20 protein-coding genes and 1 pseudogene are annotated in these 18,548 nt (G+C 44.3%); 13 read left to right on the plus strand and 8 right to left on the minus strand.

Annotated elements, in window-relative coordinates:
* Positions 1-5: 5 nt before the first annotated feature.
* Positions 6-2,321 carry a nitrite reductase large subunit NirB gene (gene nirB / locus GYO_RS24215; RefSeq protein WP_014112598.1) on the minus strand — a complete coding sequence of 772 codons (2,316 nt, stop codon included), beginning with the start codon at positions 2,319-2,321 and terminating at the stop codon, positions 6-8.
* A gap of 165 nt (positions 2,322-2,486) precedes the next feature.
* Here nirB and GYO_RS24220 point away from each other — a divergent pair, with 165 nt between their 5' ends.
* The 5 genes from GYO_RS24220 (at position 2,487) to zinU (ending at position 7,789) form a co-directional block, all read left to right on the plus strand.
* The gene (locus GYO_RS24220; protein WP_014112599.1) at positions 2,487-3,692 is read left to right on the plus strand and encodes an MFS transporter; all 1,206 of its coding nucleotides are present in this window, start codon (positions 2,487-2,489) and stop codon (positions 3,690-3,692) included.
* A gap of 115 nt (positions 3,693-3,807) precedes the next feature.
* Positions 3,808-4,722, plus strand: coding sequence for a GTP cyclohydrolase FolE2 (gene folE2 / locus GYO_RS24225; protein WP_014112600.1), 915 nt, complete (start codon positions 3,808-3,810; stop codon positions 4,720-4,722).
* The gene (locus GYO_RS24230; RefSeq protein ID WP_014112601.1) at positions 4,719-5,303 is read left to right on the plus strand and encodes a L,D-transpeptidase; all 585 of its coding nucleotides are present in this window, start codon (positions 4,719-4,721) and stop codon (positions 5,301-5,303) included. The genes folE2 and GYO_RS24230 overlap by 4 nt, the downstream gene beginning before the upstream one ends.
* An 82-nt stretch (positions 5,304-5,385) precedes the next feature.
* Positions 5,386-6,558 carry an NAD(P)-binding domain-containing protein gene (locus GYO_RS24235; RefSeq protein ID WP_014112602.1) on the plus strand — a complete coding sequence of 391 codons (1,173 nt, stop codon included), beginning with the start codon at positions 5,386-5,388 and terminating at the stop codon, positions 6,556-6,558.
* A 37-nt stretch (positions 6,559-6,595) separates the two neighbouring features.
* Positions 6,596-7,789, plus strand: a complete 1,194-nt coding sequence (gene zinU, locus GYO_RS24240) for a zinc metallochaperone ZinU (RefSeq protein WP_014112603.1) — start codon at positions 6,596-6,598, stop codon at positions 7,787-7,789.
* 46 nt (positions 7,790-7,835) lie between these two features.
* On the opposite strand, the gene GYO_RS24245 is transcribed toward zinU, so the two are convergent.
* Both GYO_RS24245 and GYO_RS24250 read right to left on the minus strand, forming a co-directional pair.
* Complete coding sequence (locus GYO_RS24245) at positions 7,836-8,516, minus strand: amino acid ABC transporter permease (RefSeq protein WP_003224863.1); 681 nt, start codon at positions 8,514-8,516, stop codon at positions 7,836-7,838.
* A gap of 9 nt (positions 8,517-8,525) precedes the next feature.
* Positions 8,526-9,389: a transporter substrate-binding domain-containing protein gene (locus tag GYO_RS24250; RefSeq protein WP_072182399.1), complete on the minus strand. Its 864-nt coding sequence runs from the start codon at positions 9,387-9,389 to the stop codon at positions 8,526-8,528.
* A gap of 237 nt (positions 9,390-9,626) precedes the next feature.
* Here GYO_RS24250 and GYO_RS43900 point away from each other — a divergent pair.
* The 7 genes and pseudogenes from GYO_RS43900 to bglC form a co-directional block, all read left to right on the plus strand.
* A pseudogene (locus GYO_RS43900) lies at positions 9,627-9,806 on the plus strand (hypothetical protein); the annotation flags it as partial.
* Positions 9,803-10,258, plus strand: coding sequence for an RDD family protein (locus GYO_RS24260; RefSeq protein WP_014112607.1), 456 nt, complete (start codon positions 9,803-9,805; stop codon positions 10,256-10,258). The pseudogene GYO_RS43900 and the gene GYO_RS24260, both read left to right, overlap by 4 nt.
* Positions 10,259-10,340: 82 nt before the next feature.
* A complete protein-coding gene (locus tag GYO_RS24265; RefSeq protein WP_014112608.1) occupies positions 10,341-10,673 on the plus strand; it encodes a YckD family protein in 333 nt (110 codons plus the stop codon).
* Between the two features lie 134 nt (positions 10,674-10,807).
* Positions 10,808-11,230, plus strand: coding sequence for a MarR family winged helix-turn-helix transcriptional regulator (locus GYO_RS24270; protein WP_087941761.1), 423 nt, complete (start codon positions 10,808-10,810; stop codon positions 11,228-11,230).
* The gene (locus GYO_RS24275; RefSeq protein ID WP_014112610.1) at positions 11,218-11,559 is read left to right on the plus strand and encodes a DUF3147 family protein; all 342 of its coding nucleotides are present in this window, start codon (positions 11,218-11,220) and stop codon (positions 11,557-11,559) included. Before GYO_RS24270 ends, GYO_RS24275 begins: the two co-directional genes overlap by 13 nt.
* Positions 11,560-11,578: 19 nt before the next feature.
* A complete protein-coding gene (locus GYO_RS24280; RefSeq protein ID WP_014112611.1) occupies positions 11,579-12,307 on the plus strand; it encodes an AAA family ATPase in 729 nt (242 codons plus the stop codon).
* A gap of 72 nt (positions 12,308-12,379) precedes the next feature.
* Entirely contained in the window at positions 12,380-13,813 is a 1,434-nt protein-coding gene (gene bglC / locus GYO_RS24285) for a 6-phospho-beta-glucosidase (RefSeq protein WP_014112612.1), read from the plus strand.
* Positions 13,814-13,848: 35 nt separating this feature from the next.
* Here the strand turns inward: bglC and nin are convergent, their stop codons facing one another.
* The 5 genes from nin to hxlA all read right to left on the minus strand — a co-directional run bounded on the left by nin (position 13,849) and on the right by hxlA (position 17,923).
* Complete coding sequence (gene nin, locus GYO_RS24290) at positions 13,849-14,247, minus strand: DNA-entry nuclease inhibitor (protein WP_014112613.1); 399 nt, start codon at positions 14,245-14,247, stop codon at positions 13,849-13,851.
* Positions 14,248-14,269: 22 nt separating this feature from the next.
* Complete coding sequence (nucA, locus tag GYO_RS24295) at positions 14,270-14,719, minus strand: DNA-entry nuclease (RefSeq protein WP_146881512.1); 450 nt, start codon at positions 14,717-14,719, stop codon at positions 14,270-14,272.
* A 173-nt stretch (positions 14,720-14,892) separates the two neighbouring features.
* The gene (gene tlpC, locus GYO_RS24300; protein ID WP_014112615.1) at positions 14,893-16,617 is read right to left on the minus strand and encodes a methyl-accepting chemotaxis protein TlpC; all 1,725 of its coding nucleotides are present in this window, start codon (positions 16,615-16,617) and stop codon (positions 14,893-14,895) included.
* A gap of 111 nt (positions 16,618-16,728) precedes the next feature.
* Entirely contained in the window at positions 16,729-17,286 is a 558-nt protein-coding gene (hxlB, locus tag GYO_RS24305) for a 6-phospho-3-hexuloisomerase (protein WP_014112616.1), read from the minus strand.
* 4 nt (positions 17,287-17,290) lie between these two features.
* Positions 17,291-17,923: a 3-hexulose-6-phosphate synthase gene (gene hxlA / locus GYO_RS24310; RefSeq protein WP_014112617.1), complete on the minus strand. Its 633-nt coding sequence runs from the start codon at positions 17,921-17,923 to the stop codon at positions 17,291-17,293.
* A gap of 231 nt (positions 17,924-18,154) precedes the next feature.
* On the opposite strand from hxlA, the gene hxlR reads away from it, so the two are divergent.
* Entirely contained in the window at positions 18,155-18,517 is a 363-nt protein-coding gene (gene hxlR / locus GYO_RS24315) for a transcriptional activator HxlR (RefSeq protein ID WP_014112618.1), read from the plus strand.
* Positions 18,518-18,548: the final 31 nt, after the last annotated feature.

Below are 18,548 nucleotides of genomic sequence, written 5' to 3' on the forward strand. Positions count from 1 at the left end.
ATGCCTCATCCTTTCTTATGTGCGCCAGCCTGTACAGGCGGGTTTTGAATCAGTGACAGGTCTGTTTGGAGGCTTTCCAGCAGCTGTGTCTTAAGGTCCTCTTCAAATAGCACTTCTCTGATATGCACGATCCCGAGACGGTCCATCCACTGATGAACGGCTTCTAAGTAATGAGCCGTTTCACGGTAATACTGGATCAGTCCTTTGATCATGCTGGCAGTGCTGTCTGCGTTGTCAGTAACGCAAAACAGAGCTCCGGAACGGGCATGAGTTCCCCGGACGCCGCCGATGTAAATGTCCCAGCCAGCTTGCGTTCGAATCGCGCCGACATCTTGTATGGCGGCATCGGTGCAGTCTGTTTCACATGATAAGCTGATAGAAATATAAGCGGGCATGGAAAGCATCTCAAGATGTCTCTCGATCTGGGCTGCCAGCTGTTGAATCGATCGGTTTTGTCCGCATGTACATGCTTTGACACTTTGCAGCGTGCGGTGGTGTTCGTTTGAGCGTACGGGCATTTTCAGGTCTTTTTTGATGTTTGGGAGATCCGCGGGTTTGATCCCGGAAAGCTTCAGTCTTTGGCCGTGAGTGATGGATACGTCGGAGATGCTGTACGCCTCGATGATATTGGCGATGTTTCTTAGCTGCTCCGCGTTCGTTCGCCCGCCGTACATTTGCGGAATCAGGATGTATGTATCTTCGGCAGCTGATTCAGGCTGAACAAAACCGGGATAAAGCATTTCCAGGTAGTATTGAATCGCCGGAACACATTTGCGGCATCCATTATTCGTTTTCCAGCCAAGCTGGCTCATCGCTTCTCCCGGATTAGTGAATGGCCTGCGCTGAAGCTCGGCAATGATGTCGTCTTCTGTAAAATCAGTACAGCCGCAAAACGAAGGAGTGACGGCGGGCTCTGTATATTCGCTGCTGGTCATGTGCCTCAAAAGGTCTTTAACGAGCGGCTTGCATCCTCCGCAGGAACCGGATGCTTTGGTGCAGTGCTTGACTTCCTCAACAGTTGTTAGGCCTTTCGTGTGCACCGCTTCTTCAATCGCGCCTTTCGTCACTGAGTTGCATTGGCAAATCGTTTCACTGGAAGACATGGAATCAAATAAAGTGCCGGTATTCTCGGGTTCGATGATCTGTTTTTTGACAATGGAGATGTCTCTTTGTTTGAGCAGGCTGTCGAGAAACCGCTGCTTGTCACGTGTATCTCCGAATAAAATAACACCGGCCAGTTTGTCATCCTCAAAGAGTGCTTTTTTATAAATGCCTGTTTGTTCATCGTAGATTTTAATACTCGTCGTGCGTTCATCTTCGTGAACCTTTCCAGCTGACCACACATCAATTCCAGCTATTTTTAAAGCTGCAGATGGTGCTGACCCTTGATACCCCTCACATGGAGCACCGCAAATATGTTTGGCGAGAGCTTTTCCCTGTTCATAAAGCGGGGCTGCCAAACCATACAACGTTCCGTTATGCTCGGCGCATTCGCCGACGGCATACACATTCGGTTCACTCGTCTGCATGTAGTCATTCACGATGATCCCGCGGTTCACTGCGATTCCGGCTGACACAGCCAATTGAATATTCGGCCTCACGCCAGCCGCCATCACAATCAAGTCAGCTTTCAATGAAGAGCCGTCTTTAAAACAGATGCCGTCTGCCCGCGAGGTGCCAGAAATGGATACGGTGTCTTTTTCCAAAAGAAAGGTTAAGCCTTTCCGTTCCAGCTCTGTCTGCAGCAGCCTCGACGCCGTTTGATCCAGCTGTTTTTGCATAATGCCGGCAGAGTGATGAATGACGCTGACATCCATGCCGAGATGCTGTAAACCGACTGCTGCTTCCAGTCCTAATAAGCCGGCTCCGATCACCGCTGCCTTTTGATAGTGTTTGGCCATGCTCATCAACGCTTGGCAGTCTTCTATTGTTCGAAATCCGTAGACGCCTTCTTTGTCCGCCCCGGGGATGGGGAGAATATGAGGGGAGGAGCCTGTTGCCACTATTAATTTGTCATAAGAATGGGTGCGTTTCCGGTCCGTGATAACCCGCTGCTGAACTGTATCAATGTGAACAACCGTTTCGCCTGTGTAAAGCGTAATCCCGTGCTTGTCGTACCAATCCTTGTTGTTCAGTGTAATGTCATCGAGTGACGCCTCACCCTGCAATACAGAGGATAAGAGAATGCGATTATAGTTGGGATGCGGTTCGCTTCCGAAAATGACAATTTCGAACATTTGGCGATTCAGCTTTAAAACTTCTTCAATACAGTGGATTCCGGCCATGCCGTTCCCTGCTAACACCAATCTTTGTTTCTTCATGTGCCAGACCTCCTTTGATTCTCCTATTAAAAATTATGTCACAATGCATTGTTAACGCATTAAACGTGTCACAAAAACTTACACATGTCTTTTCCAGAAAAAAATGGTCATATATTCTTGATTCAGAAAATTTAAAATAATTAAGGGTCAAGAAAGGGGAATCTTATGAAGCTGTCGGAACTGAAAACTAGCGGTCATCCACTCACTTTGCTCTGTTCCTTTTTATACTTTGATGTGAGTTTTATGATATGGGTTATGCTTGGGGCGCTGGGTGTTTATATTTCTCAGGATTTTGGCCTGTCCCCATTTGAGAAAGGGCTTATCGTGGCTGTGCCGATTTTATCAGGATCTGTGTTTCGTATCATTTTAGGTGTTTTAACGGACAGAATCGGACCGAAAAAAACGGCAATGATCGGGATGCTGGTGACAATGATTCCGCTGCTGTGGGGGACATTTGGCGGCCGCTCGCTGCCTGAGCTGTATGCCATCGGGATTCTGCTTGGCGTGGCGGGGGCAAGCTTTGCCGTTGCTCTGCCTATGGCAAGCCGATGGTATCCGCCTCATTTGCAGGGGCTTGCGATGGGGATCGCCGGCGCGGGGAACAGCGGCACTTTGTTTGCAACCCTGTTTGGCCCGCGTCTTGCAGAGCAATTCGGCTGGCACATTGTTATGGGAATTGCGCTTATTCCTTTGCTGATCGTCTTTATTCTTTTTGTGTCCATGGCAAAGGATTCTCCTGCACAGCCGGCGCCGCAGCCGCTCAAAAGCTATCTGCATGTGTTCGGGCAAAAGGAAACATGGTTTTTCTGCCTGCTGTACAGTGTCACATTCGGGGGATTTGTCGGGCTATCAAGCTTTTTATCTATTTTCTTTGTCGATCAATACCAGCTGTCAAAAATTCACGCGGGCGATTTCGTTACATTATGTGTGGCGGCGGGAAGCTTTTTCCGGCCTGTCGGGGGCTGGATTTCAGATCGTGTCGGCGGCACAAAAGTGCTTTCTGTATTGTTTGTCATCGTGGCCCTGTGTATGGCTGGGGTCAGCAGCCTGCCGTCTCTCTCAATGGTCATCGTTCTTTTGTTTGTCGGAATGATGGGGCTCGGAATGGGCAACGGAGCCGTATTCCAGCTCGTACCGCAGCGCTTCCGCAAAGAAATCGGCATGGTGACAGGAATTGTCGGTGCGGCCGGCGGCATAGGAGGGTTTTTCCTGCCGAACATCTTAGGATCGTTAAAACAGATGACAGGCACATATGCTATCGGTTTTATCACGTTTTCCTGTATCGCGCTGCTGGCGTTTGCGCTCGTGCTTGCCGCAGGCTATTACTGGAGAAAAAGCTGGAGCGCGGAAAGCAGCCCCGCTGATATTTAGGTTTTGACGGACACGCATTTGTGCGTGTCTTTTTTATTTTCTCTTGATTTTAATCAGTGAACCCATCAAAATAAATAGTAATTATTACGGTTTGTTAATGAGAGGAGTTTTCTGATTGAATCAACACATGCCGCTTCCGGGAAAACCGGAACGTCTTCAATACTTTGGGTCGGTCAGTCCGATAAAAGGCGAGAAACCTGTAGAAAAAGAAAAAATGAAGGATCTGCAAAATATCAGGAAGGATTATTTTTTTGACATTCAGCATGTAGGTGTCGCTAATGTGTCCCATCCGGTCACAATCACTTCTGCCATGACGCCTGCTGAGCAAACAACGACTGCGAACTTTACAATGACTTGTGATTTGCGGAGGAATCAGAAGGGGATTAATATGAGCCGGTTAACAGAGCTGCTCCAAATCTATCATCAAAACGGCTGGATTCTCTCATTTTCCTCTCTACAGCAATTTACGAAAGAGCTTGCAGAAAACATGGACCAGTCATCAGCTTCAGTCGAAGTGCGGTTTCCATGGTTTTTCGAACGGAAAAGTCCGAAGCTTGAGAAAGCGGGTTTGATGCATGCTGACATATTGATGTCTGTCACCTATCGCGAAGATCAGCCGTTTGAACAGCGTGCCGGCATCTCAGCGAAAGTAACGACACTATGCCCTTGCTCCAAGGAAATCAGTGAATACAGCGCTCATAATCAGAGGGGGACGGTCAGCATTTGGGCTGATATTCATCCGGCAGTATCGCTTCCAAGCGATTTTAAAGCTGATTTGCTTGACGCCGCAGAATCAAATGCTTCTGCGAGACTGCATCCGGTTCTTAAGCGCCCGGATGAAAAAGCCGTGACGGAAACAGCATATGAAAATCCAAGATTTGTTGAGGATCTCGCCCGGCTGATTGCCGCGGATTTGTATGAGCTTGAATGGGTGTCAGCCTTTGAGATTGAATGCCGCAATGAAGAATCAATCCATCTCCACGATGCCTATGCGAAGCTGCGTTTTTCGAAACAGGAGGATAGAATATGAAACTCTTATTATTATTTGTTGCTGTTCTTGTGCCGGCCAGCCTGCTGTCAGCCTGCTCTGATCATGCGGAAGAACACGCAAGCGCTGATACAAAGAAAACGGCAGAGCACGTAACGTCCGACCAAAAGACAGAAAAAACTAGCATCGATTGGACCAAACCATCAGGCGGTGAATACCCGAATATCAAGCAGAAACATGTCTGGATTGATGTGGACGTGAAAGAACAGAAGGCTTACATCAAAGAAGGAAGTAAAACCTTATATACAATGATTGTCTCGTCAGGACTGGATCAAACAAAAGATGGCGCTACGCCAAAGGGCACCTTTTATATAGAGCCTGAACGAGGAGAATGGTTTTTCTCCGAAGGATATCAGGAAGGTGCGGAATACTGGGTCTCATGGAAAAACCATGGCGAATTTCTATTTCACAGTGTGCCGATGACAAAGGATAAAAAAGTCATCGAAAAAGAAGCAAAAAAACTAGGGGTGAAGGCATCTCATGGATGTATCAGGCTGGCCATCCCAGATGCGAAATGGATATATGAAAACATCCCTGAACATACAAAAGTTGTGATCGGCTGAATGGAAAGCGGTTGACAAAAAGGAAAAAAAGCCATACGATTTAAATCGTAATAATTACGTTTTGCAGAGAGGAGATTCTCCCATGTATAAATGGCTGATCATTGGCGGCGGCATCCAAGGCACAACCTTGGCTGTGCATCTGGTGAAAAGCGGAAGGGCATCGATTGAGGATCTTGCTGTCATTGATCCCCATGAACGGCCTCTTGAATGCTGGAAACGAAACACAAGCCGCATTCAGATGAAATACTTGCGCTCTCCATCGGTTCATCATGTAGACACAGAGCCGTTCAGCTTGCAAACGTATGCGGATAAAAGCCAATGGCCGGAAGTATTCTTTGGAAGATATAAGAGGCCCTCGCTGTCGCTCTTCAATCAGCACTGCGAGACTGTGCTGGATGAGATACATATTGATCAAGCATGGAAAACAGGCATGGTGACAAATTTGAGAAGGAAAAACGGGTTGTGGGAAGCGGAGACAGATACCGCTGGAACTCTCACGGGGGAACGAGTGGTTTTAGCCATGAGTTTTTCTCATCAGCCTTCTTGGCCGGAGTGGACAAAACCATATCAGAATGACGGCATTTATCATGTGTTTGACAGAGAGGTGCACGATGTAAGCAATGAAAGTGTGCAAATGGCAGTTGTGGGCGGAGGGATAACGGCGGCTCATTACGCCATAAAGCTCGCAGATGACGGCCATGATGTGACGATGCTGGTGAGGCATCCGTTCCGGATCTATGACTTCGATAGTGATCCAGGATGGCTTGGTCCGAAATATATGAAAGCATTCAGTAAAACGTCTGACTATCAAAAGCGAAGGCAATGGATTACAAGCGCCAGACATCGTGGCTCTTTTCCAAAGGACATTTCAAGAACACTTGCTGTCTATAAGGAGGAGGGCAGAATAAAAGTCATTCAGGATGACATTGATTTTTGCCAAAAAACAGATGACGGCAAGATACAGATACACTGTAAAACCAGCGAATCGCGATACGAATACGAGCGTGTCGCATTGGCAACAGGTTTTACCTCGGACATCAGCCGGTTCGATTGGGTACAGAGAGCAGCGCAAGCGGAGCAATTGCCTTATGCAGGCTGCGGTTTTCCGATTGTTGGCAAGGATTTGCAATGGGGAAAAGGCTTATATGTGATGGGAGCCTTTGCTGAATTAGAAATCGGGCCGACAGCGAGAAATATTTCCGGAGCACGAAAAGCTGCTTACACCATTGCCTATACGGCGAAGCATACGAATTAAATCGTAATGATTCTATTTTATAAGGGAGGACATTAGTATGAAAAAAATTCCGGTTACCGTACTGAGCGGTTATCTTGGCGCTGGAAAAACAACATTGCTGAACAGCATTCTGCAAAATCGTGAAGGCTTAAAAATAGCGGTCATCGTCAACGATATGAGTGAGGTGAACATTGACGCAGGCTTGGTTAAGCAGGAAGGAGGCCTTTCCAGAACAGATGAAAAGCTTGTGGAAATGTCAAACGGCTGCATTTGCTGTACGCTTCGCGAAGACTTATTAATTGAAGTCGAGAAGCTGGCAAAAGACGGGCGGTTTGATTATATCGTGATTGAATCGACAGGAATTAGTGAACCGATCCCGGTGGCTCAGACTTTTTCTTATATCGATGAAGAGATGGGGATCGACCTTACAAAATTCTGTCAGCTGGATACGATGGTGACAGTGGTTGATGCCAACCGTTTTTGGCATGATTATCAGTCAGGCGATAGCCTTCTGGATCGCAAAGAAGCGCTGGGGGAAGAGGATGAAAGAGACATTGCCGACCTCTTGATCGATCAAATAGAGTTTTGTGATGTTCTGATCTTGAATAAATGTGACCTGGTCAGCGAGCAAGAGCTCGAACAGCTTGAAAAAGTGCTTCGCACACTGCAGCCAAGAGCCAAATTCATTCGTTCCGTCAAAGGAAATGTAAAACCGCAGGAGATTTTGCATACAGGGTTATTTAACTTCGAGGAAGCGAGCGGGTCAGCCGGCTGGATTCAAGAGCTGACAGCAGGCCATGCGGAACACACCCCGGAAACAGAAGAATACGGCATCTCTTCATTTGTGTATAAAAGACGTTTGCCGTTTCATTCTACACGGTTTTATCGCTGGATGGATCAAATGCCAAAGAACGTGGTTCGTGCCAAAGGAATCGTCTGGTGCGCCTCGCATAACAATCTCGCTTTGCTGATGTCGCAAGCAGGACCGTCGGTTACGCTTGAGCCAGTATCGTATTGGGTGGCGGCGTTGCCAAAGCTTGAGCAGGAGCAAGTCAAACAGCAGGAGCCAGAAATTTTGGAGGACTGGGATCCGGAATTCGGCGACCGCTTGACGCAGCTTGTGTTTATCGGAACAGATTTGGATGAAGAAGCGATCACGAAAGAGCTTGATCAATGCCTGCTGACTGAGTACGAATTTGATTCCGACTGGTCGCTGTTTGAGGACCCGTTCAAGTGGAAGCTGAATCAATAGAAAAAAGCCGTCTCCTGAGGAGCGGCTTTTTTAATAAAACGTTTGTTTAAACATAATGAGCGTATTTTTTCTCAAGGATATTCTGAAAAGCTGCCGCTGCTGAGCAGATGGCCCAATAAATGAGAGCGGTCAAAATATACATGGTCATGTAATCAAACTCTCTGCCGCCGATGATTTTCGCATGCTGGAGCAATTCCGGCACTGTAATCATTGCAGCGAGAGAGGACGCTTTGATTAAGTCGAGCAATACATTAGCAAGCGGAGGCAGCGCAATACGGATCGATTGCGGCAAAATGATACCCCTCATCGTCTGCCAATAGGAAAGGCCGAGAGAGGATGCGGCTTCCCACTGTCCTTTTTCAACGGATGAAATGGCTGAACGGTTAATTTCTGCAATGTAGGCGGCGCTGTTAAGACTAAAGCCAATTAAAGCGGCTGTGACAGCGGAAAATTCAATGCCGATATAAGGAAATCCGAAATAAAGGATAAACAAGATCACTAAAATCGGAACGCCTCGCATAAATGAGATATAGAGCTTCGCCGGCCACCTTAACAAGGCAAGCTGAGACATTCTGGCGAGTGATATGAACAGGCCGATCACCGTTCCCGCAAACATGCTCACAAAAGAGATGAGCAGCGTATATCCAATGCCTTTTATGACATAAGGGAACGATTCAATGGCCAGCTTTGTGTTGAAAATATATTCCCACTGAATGCTATTTATCATGGCGTCCGATTACAAATCAACGTCCTGAACGTCGACATCCAGTTTCTTTGATACATCTGCTTTATTGAAGAATTGTTTCGACAGCTTTGTCAAAGTGCCATCCTTGCTCATTTCTTTCAATGTTTCGTTCATCTTTTTCTGAAGTGCTGCATTGCTTTTTTTCATGACAAGCGCCTGTTTGTTCGGCATGTACTTGATGTCAGGATGGATCGTAATGTTAAGATCCGGGAATGCTGCGAGCGCAAGTGTCTGCAGGTAATAGTCGTTTAAAATGACATCAGTGCGTCCGTTGGCGACATCTTTTAAATACTGTTCATTGGTCGCATTATCATAAATCACTTCTTGAGCGCCGTATTTTCTCGCTACATCCATGTAGACTGTCGTAGCTGCGCCAGCGGCTTTCTTCCCTTCTAAATCCTTAAGCGTTTTAATCCCTGATAAATCGTCTTTTCGGACGATTGCCGTGCCGTATGAATATTTATATGGAGTGGAAAACGCGAACTTCTTCTCGCGGTCCTTCGTCACATCGATGTCATTTGCGGCTGCGTCAACCTGGCCGCTGTTCACCGCTGTCAGCATTCCGTCAATGCCCATCTCCTTGAACTCAACCTTCAGACCCAGGCGTTTTGCCGCTTCACGAACGACTTCAACCTCATAGCCCGTCAGCTTATCGGAACCAGAATCGGTATCGTGATAAGAAGTGGGATAAAGCGTGCCTGATGTAGCGACAACAATTTTCCCTTTGTCTTTGATCTGCTCCCAGCCTGTATCCTTGGAATCGGCTTCATTTTTGCCGGAACAGGCTGCCAATATAAGAAAGAAAGCCATTGTGAAACTGAATATAACGGCTTTGGATTGCATGAATGATTTCACCTATGTTTCCCCCAATCTGTTAATCAACTAAAAAGATAGCACTGAACATAAGGGGTTGCAATATGTTGATGACGTTTTCAAAAAGTTCGAATTGTGTATACAAAAGCGTGTGAGCGTTTAAAAGCGGCTATACAGGGAACCAGTGACAATAAAGGAGTTGTCCAAGGATGAAAGCACTGACATATCAAGGAAAAGAGCATGTTGAGCTGATCCCAGATCCAGGATGCCATTACACCAGTGGGCCGGGCACTCGTTATTCATCTAATGCCAATGCTGTATGAAATGGTCAAGAAGCATGAAATCGATCTTTTGCATAAATTAAGTCTTGCTGATGGCCCTAAGGCATATGATATATTCGATAAGAAAGAAGATGGAAACATCAAAGTCATATTGAAGACATATGGGGGAGTCAAATGAATATTTACAAACCAGCCGGATTCTGGATCAGACTAGGAGCTTCATTGCTGGATTACATTATTGTCTCGGTGCCTCTTTTGCTGATCTATTGGCTGATTACAGGAAAAGACCCGAACGACAGCATGTTCATCAGTCTGATTGTTCTGCTGTACTCTATTTTGTTGCCGGTGTTTTGGAACGGCTACCTTATCGGAAAAAGAATCTGCGGTATCAGAATCGTAAAAAAAGACGGATCACAGGTCAGCCTGTTAACGATGTTTTTGCGGGTTATTGTTGCGGGTCTGGTTTACGGCATAACTTTCGGACTCGGCTTGATCGCCAGCCTGATTCTGATCGGTGTCCGAGAAGACAAACGGACACTGCATGATTTAATCGCGGGAACGTATGTCACTTACGCGCCCCCGGGTGAAGAAGAACTTTATACTGATGAACAGATCAGAAAGAGCGAATAATGGTTCGCTCTTTTTCTTTTGCATGTATAAAAAATGCAATGCAGCAAAACATATGAAAAATAGGATTGGAGGAATAAATTGGATGAAACGGATAAAAATCAATATCATCACAATGTTCATAACCGCAGCTGTCATTTCTCTGACCGGCACAGCTGAAGCCGCTGAAAAACAGCAGCAGCCTCCCGCAAATGTCACACTGACAGATCAGCAAAAGAAAGAAATTGAACAGCTGGAAGCAGACATATTAAAAAAGCGCAAAGACGTAATCTCAAAGTATGTGCAATACGGTGTCCTGCCTAAAGAAAGAGGAGAACACATCAAAAATCACATGGACAAACACTTTGAAATGATGAAACAAAACGGCTTTGTTCCAAAGCCCCATCCTCATCAGCATAAATTTGAAAAAAGACATTAAGACGGTAAGCATCCAATGGGAATTGGGTGCTTTTTTATTGTGAAAAAGTTCCTGTAATAAATGAGTAAAGTTTTAGAAAATAATGTCGCAGTAGTCAGTTATATCGTATAATAAGATATAAAGGGGTGTGTATGATGGAAATGAATTTCATAGCTAAACTAAATCAGCAATGGACAGATATTTATTATTTATTACATTACAAACATAAAGATAATATTTCTCACCAGGCAATACGGCTCATGCAGCATATTGAAAAGCAAGGTGAAGCAACAATAGGGGCTTTGGCTGAATACTTGTCTGTCTCTCACAATACTGCGTCAGAGCATACTAAACGTTTAATTCAAAAGGGATTAGTAGCTAAACGGCGAAGTCAGCAAGATGAACGTAAGGTTTTAGTTTTCTTAACGCAAGAAGGAAGAGCTGTTCTTGAACAGCACACGCAGCTAGATAAAGAAAAATTAAAAGAAATAATTAAACGAATGAGCACTTCAGAAAAGGAATTACTTGAACAGGCCTTTGAACTTTTAAGTAAGGAAGCTAAACAATGGCCGTTTTAAGCAAAGTGATCATCTCAGCGTTGATTATCGGTTTTGTTACTGAAATATCAAAAAGGCATCCGACCTATGGGGGGATTATTGCCGCTTTACCCTTGGTCAGCTTATTAAGCCTTTTTTGGATGCAAATACAGGGTGAAAAAACAGCTCAATTAAGTCAATTTGCATCAGGTGTGCTTACAGGAATCCCTGCTACAGTTTGTTTACTTGCTATTTTGGCGTTTTTGCTGAAAATTCATGTGCCGTTCTGGTTAGCATTATGCGTTGGAATACTAGGATGGGTTGTATTTTTATGGATGCAGAAGATTTTTCTCAATATATTATGTAACTGAGTGATAGAAAGGAGATACTATGTTTTTAAAAAAGGTTACTCTTCTTCGAGATAAGATTGCGGACTTTAACAGATTTCCTTTTTCTATCCCGGCTATCAATCAATTAAATGAAATTTTATTTACTAGCCAAGTGACTTTTTTTGTAGGAGAAAATGGATCTGGCAAATCTACTTTGCTTGAAGCAATAGCAAATAAGTGTGAATTCAATCCAGCGGGCGGAAGCCGAAATAATGTCTATGAATTACAGGAGTCAGATTCTCATTTAGGTGATTACATACGTTTATCTTGGCTGCCAAAGGTAACAAATGGCTTCTTTTTAAGAGCTGAATCGTTTTATCATCTTTCTCTTCATCTGGATGAGATGGAATTAGAAGCTCCGCAGCCATACCGTTCTTATGGAGGGAGGCCGCTGCACAAGCAATCACATGGAGAGTCCTTTATGTCTCTATTCTGTCATCGTTTTAAAGAAAAAGCGATTTATCTTTTAGATGAGCCAGAAGCGGCCCTTTCTCCAGCTAGGCAGCTGGCTTTTTTGAGAGTAATACATGATTTGGTGAAGGGCGGAAATGTCCAGATGATCATTGCGACTCACTCCCCGATCCTGCTGGGCTATCCTAATGCTAATATTTTAAGCTTTGATGGTGGAAGAATACATCCTACAGAATATGAGAATACAGAACATGTTCAATTAACACGATATTTTCTTGGACAAAGAGAAAAAATATTGGCTGAGCTGTTCCGCGATTAATATCGAGTTGATATGAAACGCGTTTCATAACCTATGATAGGTTTATCAAATATTTCAGGAGTGATAAACACTATGATCCACCAGCATCCAGAATCTTTTCCGAAACATTTTTTGTGGGGCTCTGCTTCAGCAGCGTACCAGATTGAAGGCGCTTGGAACGAAGATGGCAAAGGTCCTTCTGTATGGGACGTATTTACGAAAATACCGGGCAAAACGTTTAAAGGGACCAATGGCGATATTGCGGTTGACCATTATCACCGTTTTAAAGAAGATGTCGCTTTGATGGCTGAGATGGGCTTAAAAGCGTATCGATTTTCCGTCAGCTGGCCGCGGATTTTTCCAAAAGGAAAAGGGGAGATCAATGAAGCAGGCCTAGCTTTTTACGATAACCTGATTGACGAGTTGCTTTCTCATAACATCGAGCCGGTTCTGACTTTATATCATTGGGATTTGCCTCAGGCGCTTATGGACGAGTACAGCGGTTTTGAATCAAGAAATATCATAGAGGATTTTAATAACTACTGTGTTACTCTTTATAAACGTTTTGGAGACAGAGTGAAATATTGGGTTACGTTAAACGAACAGAACTACAATTTTAATCACGGCTTTATTACAGCCATGCACCCGCCTGGAGTGAAAGACAGAAAACGATTTTACGAAGCAAACCATATTGCGTTTCTGGCTAATGCGAAAGCCATTGAATCTTTTAGAGAATATGTGCCTGATGGCAAAATCGGTCCAAGCTTTGCTTATTCTCCGGCTTACCCTTTATCCAGCCATCCAGAGGATATACTGGCATTTGAAAACGCTGAAGAATTTATGAACAATTGGTGGCTGGACATGTATTGCTGGGGAACCTACCCGCAAATTCCTTTCCGCTATTTAGAAAAACAAGGCTGGGCGCCGACAATCGAAGCAGGAGATGTGGAGCTGCTTGCCAAAGGAAAGCCTGATTTTGTAGGTGTCAATTATTATCAGACCATCACCTACGAACGAAATCCGCTTAATGGTGTGTCGGAAGGGAAAATGAATACGACAGGCCAAAAGGGGACCAACCAGGAAACAGGGATACCCGGAGTGTTTAAAACGAAAAAAAATCCGCACCTGACAACGAGCAACTGGGATTGGACAATTGACCCAATCGGATTGCGTATCGGTCTTCGCCGAATTACAAGCCGCTATCAGCTTCCAGTGTTTATCACAGAGAATGGTTTGGGTGAATTTGATAAAGTTGAGGATGGCACTGTACAGGATGATTATCGAATTGATTATTTGCATTCGCATCTTGAGCAATGCAGACAGGCCATCAGCGACGGTGTCGATTTGATCGGCTATTGCAGCTGGTCGTTTACTGATCTATTAAGCTGGCTGAATGGCTACCAAAAAAGATACGGATTCGTTTATGTTCATCGCGATGAAGAAAATACACATGATTTAAAACGCTTGAAGAAAAAAAGCTTTTATTGGTATCAGGATGTAATCAAGACGAACGGAGAAAGTTTATAAAGAGTCCCTGAGAGTCTTCTCTCAGGGCTTTTTCATTACACAGAAACAGCATCAATAATATAAGTGTCGGCGTGCAGATCTGACATCTCAGCCGGCACAGTCCAGCATGTCAATTGATATTCTCCTTTAGGAAGATCAAAGGACAGCCTTTTAGACATAATGCTTTCAATTTCAATTCCGTTTTCTGTGACATGAAAAGGAACAGTCACTTTCTTTTCGTAGGAGTTTACAGTTTCTGAACTGTTCAGGCGCAAAAGAATAAAGGCCTTTGTATTTCTCTGTGCCTCAAACGAAATCGCTCCGTCCGCCGCCGCAAATCCTTTTTCGATCGCTTCGTCAGTCCAATCCATAACAGGAGGTGCAGAATCCTTTTGAAATACAGTAAATTGATGATATGAAATCGACAGTTCTTGAGGTTTCCATGACTTGATCAATGTGCTGTTCCTCCTCTATTGTTTACTGAATCGTGAATAAAACCTTTGTGCCGTCTGGATAATCGGTAAGCTGATGCCCAACCCAAGAGCCTGCACCGCGGTTGTCAGCAGGAGAAATGTATTCTACAGAAGCTCCCTCACCGCCTTCTTTGCACATGGCCATTGGCCATTCATCTCTGTCATACCCCGTTTTTGGCGGTACGTCTTTTAATGATTGCTCGCGGCGTTCCTCAGCTCCGTCTCTGTCGATGGTGCACACATCTGAGTGCCCCTCATTTATCGCATCCTTAATATGTTTGGCCGTTTCGGGATAACGGTCAGAAGGGAGGGCGATCGTTTCGTCATATTCTTTCGTTTGAGACGTTTTTTGATCAGCTGAGAAAAAGTCTCCCTTTATCAGGCCGACAGCTGCAGCTGCTATGACCACGATGACGAGAAGTATTGTTTTTAAGATGTCCATCGTGATGTTCACCTCCCGCTTTAAGCAACTTTAAAACTGCTCCAAGAGTAATCCAGAAAGCGTTTGGTGTAAAGGTTAAAATTTTTAGTTTTACAATCAGTTTATTGCTGAAAACGTAATTTTAGCAGGTCGAAATATTTGTTTTCAGTAAAATACCGTTGCCAATTTACATTAATGATAGTAAGTCATCGGCCGTTTTTGGGTTGATCAATCATTTTAAATTGGCTTATGATACCGGTAAGCTCCTCAGCTAATTGAGATAGCGTTTCAGAAGCTGCAGTTATCTCTTCCATTGCAGCAAATTGTTCTTCTGTTAATGCAGCCGCCTGCCGAGTATTTTCTGTAGAATCTTTAATACCAGCCGTATTGGCTGCAAAGGATTCGTTTATGTTATGTGCACTGGCTGAAATGTTTGATACAGATGCTGATAGATCACTGATCTCAGCGCTGATTTCGCCTGTTGCAGCTGCAATTTCCTTAAATGCATCTCTCGTGCGCTGGATCATGGTGACACCTTCTGCAGCCTCTGTTTTCACATGCTCAACAGATCTTGCAGATTGGTTCATATCATTTTGGATTTCTGTGATCAGTTTTGAAATCTGCCCCGCAGACTGTTGAGACTCTTCCGCTAATTTACGTACTTCATCGGCAACAACAGCAAAACCTTTGCCATGTTCACCGGCTCTGGCAGCTTCAATCGCTGCATTCAGCGCAAGCAGGTTTGTCTGATCGGCAATTTGGGTGATGACGGATAAAATTTGCTCAATTTGTTTAGAGCGGCTGTCCAGCTGATGTATGATTTCTCCGCTTTTCTGGATCGAATCGTGAATCGCATCCATTTGTGCCTGTACATTAGAAATTTCCTTTTGTCCAATGGCGGCTTTTGATTGCGCAAGCTGCCCTTTGTCAGCAATAGCAGCAGTATTTGAAGAAATATCCCGGATGTCTGCTGAAGCTTGTTTTAATGAACTTTCACTGTTTTCAATTCGCGTGATCTGATCCTGGGCTCCATTTGCAATCTGCTGTACAGCTTCTGTAATCTTTTCTGAAGCTTGATTTGTTTCCTCTGCTCCGGCTGAGAGCTGCTGAGAGGCAGACGCAAGCTGAAGGGCTGATTGCTGTACGGTTTGGATGGTATCGTTCAGTTTCATTCTCATCTTATTGTAATAGACGCTCAGTTCTGATAGCTCGTCACCGGATTTGTCTGACACCTCTATTGTCATATCTCCGTTTCCGGCACTTTCAAAGGCGCATTTTAAAGCGTTCAGCCGCTTATTGATTCTTCTTGTGAAAAGCAGGACAAGGATGACTGATACAATAATGACGATAACAAGAACGATAGCGAATTGAGTGAAAAGTGATTGCGTAAGTGATGCTAAAATGCTTTGATTGGCTCCGGTATACAGCATGCCGATGATGTTTCCGTTTTGATCTTTTAAAGGCATGTATGCCGTCTGATAAGAAGAGCCCGCCACGTCTGCTTGCCCGTTGAATGGTTTTCCGTTCTTTAAAACAGCGTCAGTAACTTCAGAAGAAGCCTGAGTGCCAACAGCTCTTTCGCCATTTTTCATGACATTGGTTGCTACACGAGTATCTCCTTGGAAAATGGTAACGGTATCACCTGTTTTTTCGCCAAGCAGATCAACGATATCTTCATTTCCGTTGATTTGTGTTTGGCCTTTATAAAGCTTATTGTTTTTTACCTGCCATTCCCCTGAAATGACATCATCAATATAAGCACTGCTTAGAGCCAGATCGCCTTTCGCTTTTTCAGTCGCCATTTGTTTCATGCTGTCTGTAATTTCCTTAAGCATCAAAGTGCCAACTGACAGTGAAAACAAAAGAATAATCACGAAAACCAGGCAGAGAATTTTTGTTCCTAGCTTAAGCTTTAGTTGTTTTATCACCATAATTCCTCCTTTTTATGATTTGTAGGTCATATTACTTATCGGGTTTTTGAGTTTAAAGTTTGATTTTAGAAATAATAAAACCGGCCTGATCTCCAGGCCGGTTGTGTGACGCTATTCAAGGTTTGCGTGGTGGGTGAACATGGTATCAGAATCGAGCCCTTGTTTCTCCATGAGTTTTAAAATTACTGCATCATAGAACAGCAGCAAAGTTTGCTCAAATAATGACCCCATTGGCTGTATGGTTTTATAGCTTCCATTTGACTGGTCTTTAGGAGAACCGGGCATTTTGACGATGAGATCGGCTTGTTTTCCGATGCTTGATTCTGGATTGATGGTTAAAGCGGCAACAACCCCGTGTAAGCTTTTTGCTTTTGCTGCTGTATGGATCAGGCTCTTTGTCTCGCCTGATCCTGAGCCGATGATGACGAGATCTCCTTCGCTGAGCGGCGGAGTGAGAATCTCACCGACAATATGAGCGTTGAAGCCCATGTGCATCAATCGCATCGCGAAGGATTTTGCCATCAGGCCAGAACGCCCCGCACCCGCAGTGAAAATTTGATTGGATGAAAGAATGTGATCGGCAAGCTGATCAGCTTCTTCATCAGAAATATAAGCCGCTGAACGGTGTAACTCATTGAGAATTTCCGTTACGTATTCAGTCGTTTTCATAACGTTATCCTTGGGCAATAAGCTGTTTCATTTTTGAAGCCGTTTCTGCTTTATCGGCTGCGCTTGTAATTCCGCCCCCAACAATGACAAGGTCAGGCTTTTGTTTGATCACTTCAGGAAGTGTATCAAGTTTGATGCCCCCCGCAATTGCGGTTTTTGCGTTTTTTACGGTATTTTTGATTGTCGTTAATTCTTCGAAAGAGTTTTTGCCCTCTGCTTGAAGATCATATCCAGTGTGGACGCAGATGTAGTCAACACCGAGTGCGTCAATTTCTTTCGCACGGGATTCAATATCTTTTACGTTAATCATATCAACTAAGATTTTCTTCTTCTGTTTTTTGGCTTCTTCTACTGCGCCTTTAATCGTTGCGTCGTCTGTAGCGCCTAAAACGGTGATGATGTCAGCGCCCGCTTCCGACGCTTTCATGATTTCGTATCCGCCGGCATCCATGATTTTCAGGTCTGCTAGAACCTTCAATTGCGGAAATGTTTCTTTTATTTCTTTAACGGCTCTGAGGCCTTCATTAATGACAACCGGTGTTCCGATCTCAACCACGTCGATATATTGTTCCACTTCTTTGACGAGCTCGATGGCTTCCGGGATGTTTACGAGGTCTAATGCTAGCTGTAATTCCATTGTTGATCCACTCCCTTTTTCGAATTATTTTTCATTCTATAGGTTCCCTCTTTTGATGAGAAGTAGGCACTTTGAAGTCAACTAGTTACTTGGAGGATACTGTGAGGAGAGGCAATCAGATTTCTTTCGCTTGGTTTTATGAGTGAGTATAATAAAAAGGAGTCTGCAAAAAAGTAAGTAAGTGATGATACGTATTTAACATACAAAAAGTATACTAAGGGGGGATTTCTTTTGAGCCGGATGGACGACAAAAGGTTTAATTGTGAGAAGGAATTAACGCTTGCAGTGATCGGCGGTAAATGGAAAATGCTCATTTTGTGGCATTTAGGAAAAGAAGGCACAAAACGGTTCAATGAATTAAAAACTTTGATTCCTGATATAACGCAGAAGATCCTCGTGAACCAGCTGAGAGAGCTTGAACAGGATATGATTGTTCACAGAGAAGTGTATCCGGTTGTCCCGCCGAAGGTTGAATATTCCTTGACCCCGCAAGGAGAAAGCCTCATGCCTATTCTTGATGCCATGTATGAGTGGGGGAAAGGCTATATGGAATTGATTGATATTGACAGAAATGTCATAAAGGAATCGTTGTAAGGCGCTCTTCGCAAGGGTGTCTTTTTTTTGC

The organism is Bacillus spizizenii TU-B-10 (assembly GCF_000227465.1).
GTDB lineage: Bacteria > Bacillota > Bacilli > Bacillales > Bacillaceae > Bacillus > Bacillus spizizenii.

Excerpts from the sequence above, each read along its gene's own strand:
- nirB (WP_014112598.1), bottom strand. The coding sequence starts at position 2,321 with ATGAAGAAACAAAGATTGGTGTTAGCAGGGAACGGCATGGCCGGAATC.
- GYO_RS24220 (WP_014112599.1), top strand. The coding sequence starts at position 2,487 with ATGAAGCTGTCGGAACTGAAAACTAGCGGTCATCCACTCACTTTGCTC.
- GYO_RS24230 (WP_014112601.1), top strand. The coding sequence starts at position 4,719 with ATGAAACTCTTATTATTATTTGTTGCTGTTCTTGTGCCGGCCAGCCTG.
- GYO_RS24235 (WP_014112602.1), top strand. The coding sequence starts at position 5,386 with ATGTATAAATGGCTGATCATTGGCGGCGGCATCCAAGGCACAACCTTG.
- zinU (WP_014112603.1), top strand. The coding sequence starts at position 6,596 with ATGAAAAAAATTCCGGTTACCGTACTGAGCGGTTATCTTGGCGCTGGA.
- GYO_RS24245 (WP_003224863.1), bottom strand. The coding sequence starts at position 8,516 with ATGATAAATAGCATTCAGTGGGAATATATTTTCAACACAAAGCTGGCC.
- GYO_RS24260 (WP_014112607.1), top strand. The coding sequence starts at position 9,803 with ATGAATATTTACAAACCAGCCGGATTCTGGATCAGACTAGGAGCTTCA.
- GYO_RS24265 (WP_014112608.1), top strand. The coding sequence starts at position 10,341 with ATGAAACGGATAAAAATCAATATCATCACAATGTTCATAACCGCAGCT.
- GYO_RS24270 (WP_087941761.1), top strand. The coding sequence starts at position 10,808 with ATGGAAATGAATTTCATAGCTAAACTAAATCAGCAATGGACAGATATT.
- GYO_RS24275 (WP_014112610.1), top strand. The coding sequence starts at position 11,218 with ATGGCCGTTTTAAGCAAAGTGATCATCTCAGCGTTGATTATCGGTTTT.
- GYO_RS24280 (WP_014112611.1), top strand. The coding sequence starts at position 11,579 with ATGTTTTTAAAAAAGGTTACTCTTCTTCGAGATAAGATTGCGGACTTT.
- bglC (WP_014112612.1), top strand. The coding sequence starts at position 12,380 with ATGATCCACCAGCATCCAGAATCTTTTCCGAAACATTTTTTGTGGGGC.
- tlpC (WP_014112615.1), bottom strand. The coding sequence starts at position 16,617 with ATGGTGATAAAACAACTAAAGCTTAAGCTAGGAACAAAAATTCTCTGC.
- hxlB (WP_014112616.1), bottom strand. The coding sequence starts at position 17,286 with ATGAAAACGACTGAATACGTAACGGAAATTCTCAATGAGTTACACCGT.
- hxlA (WP_014112617.1), bottom strand. The coding sequence starts at position 17,923 with ATGGAATTACAGCTAGCATTAGACCTCGTAAACATCCCGGAAGCCATC.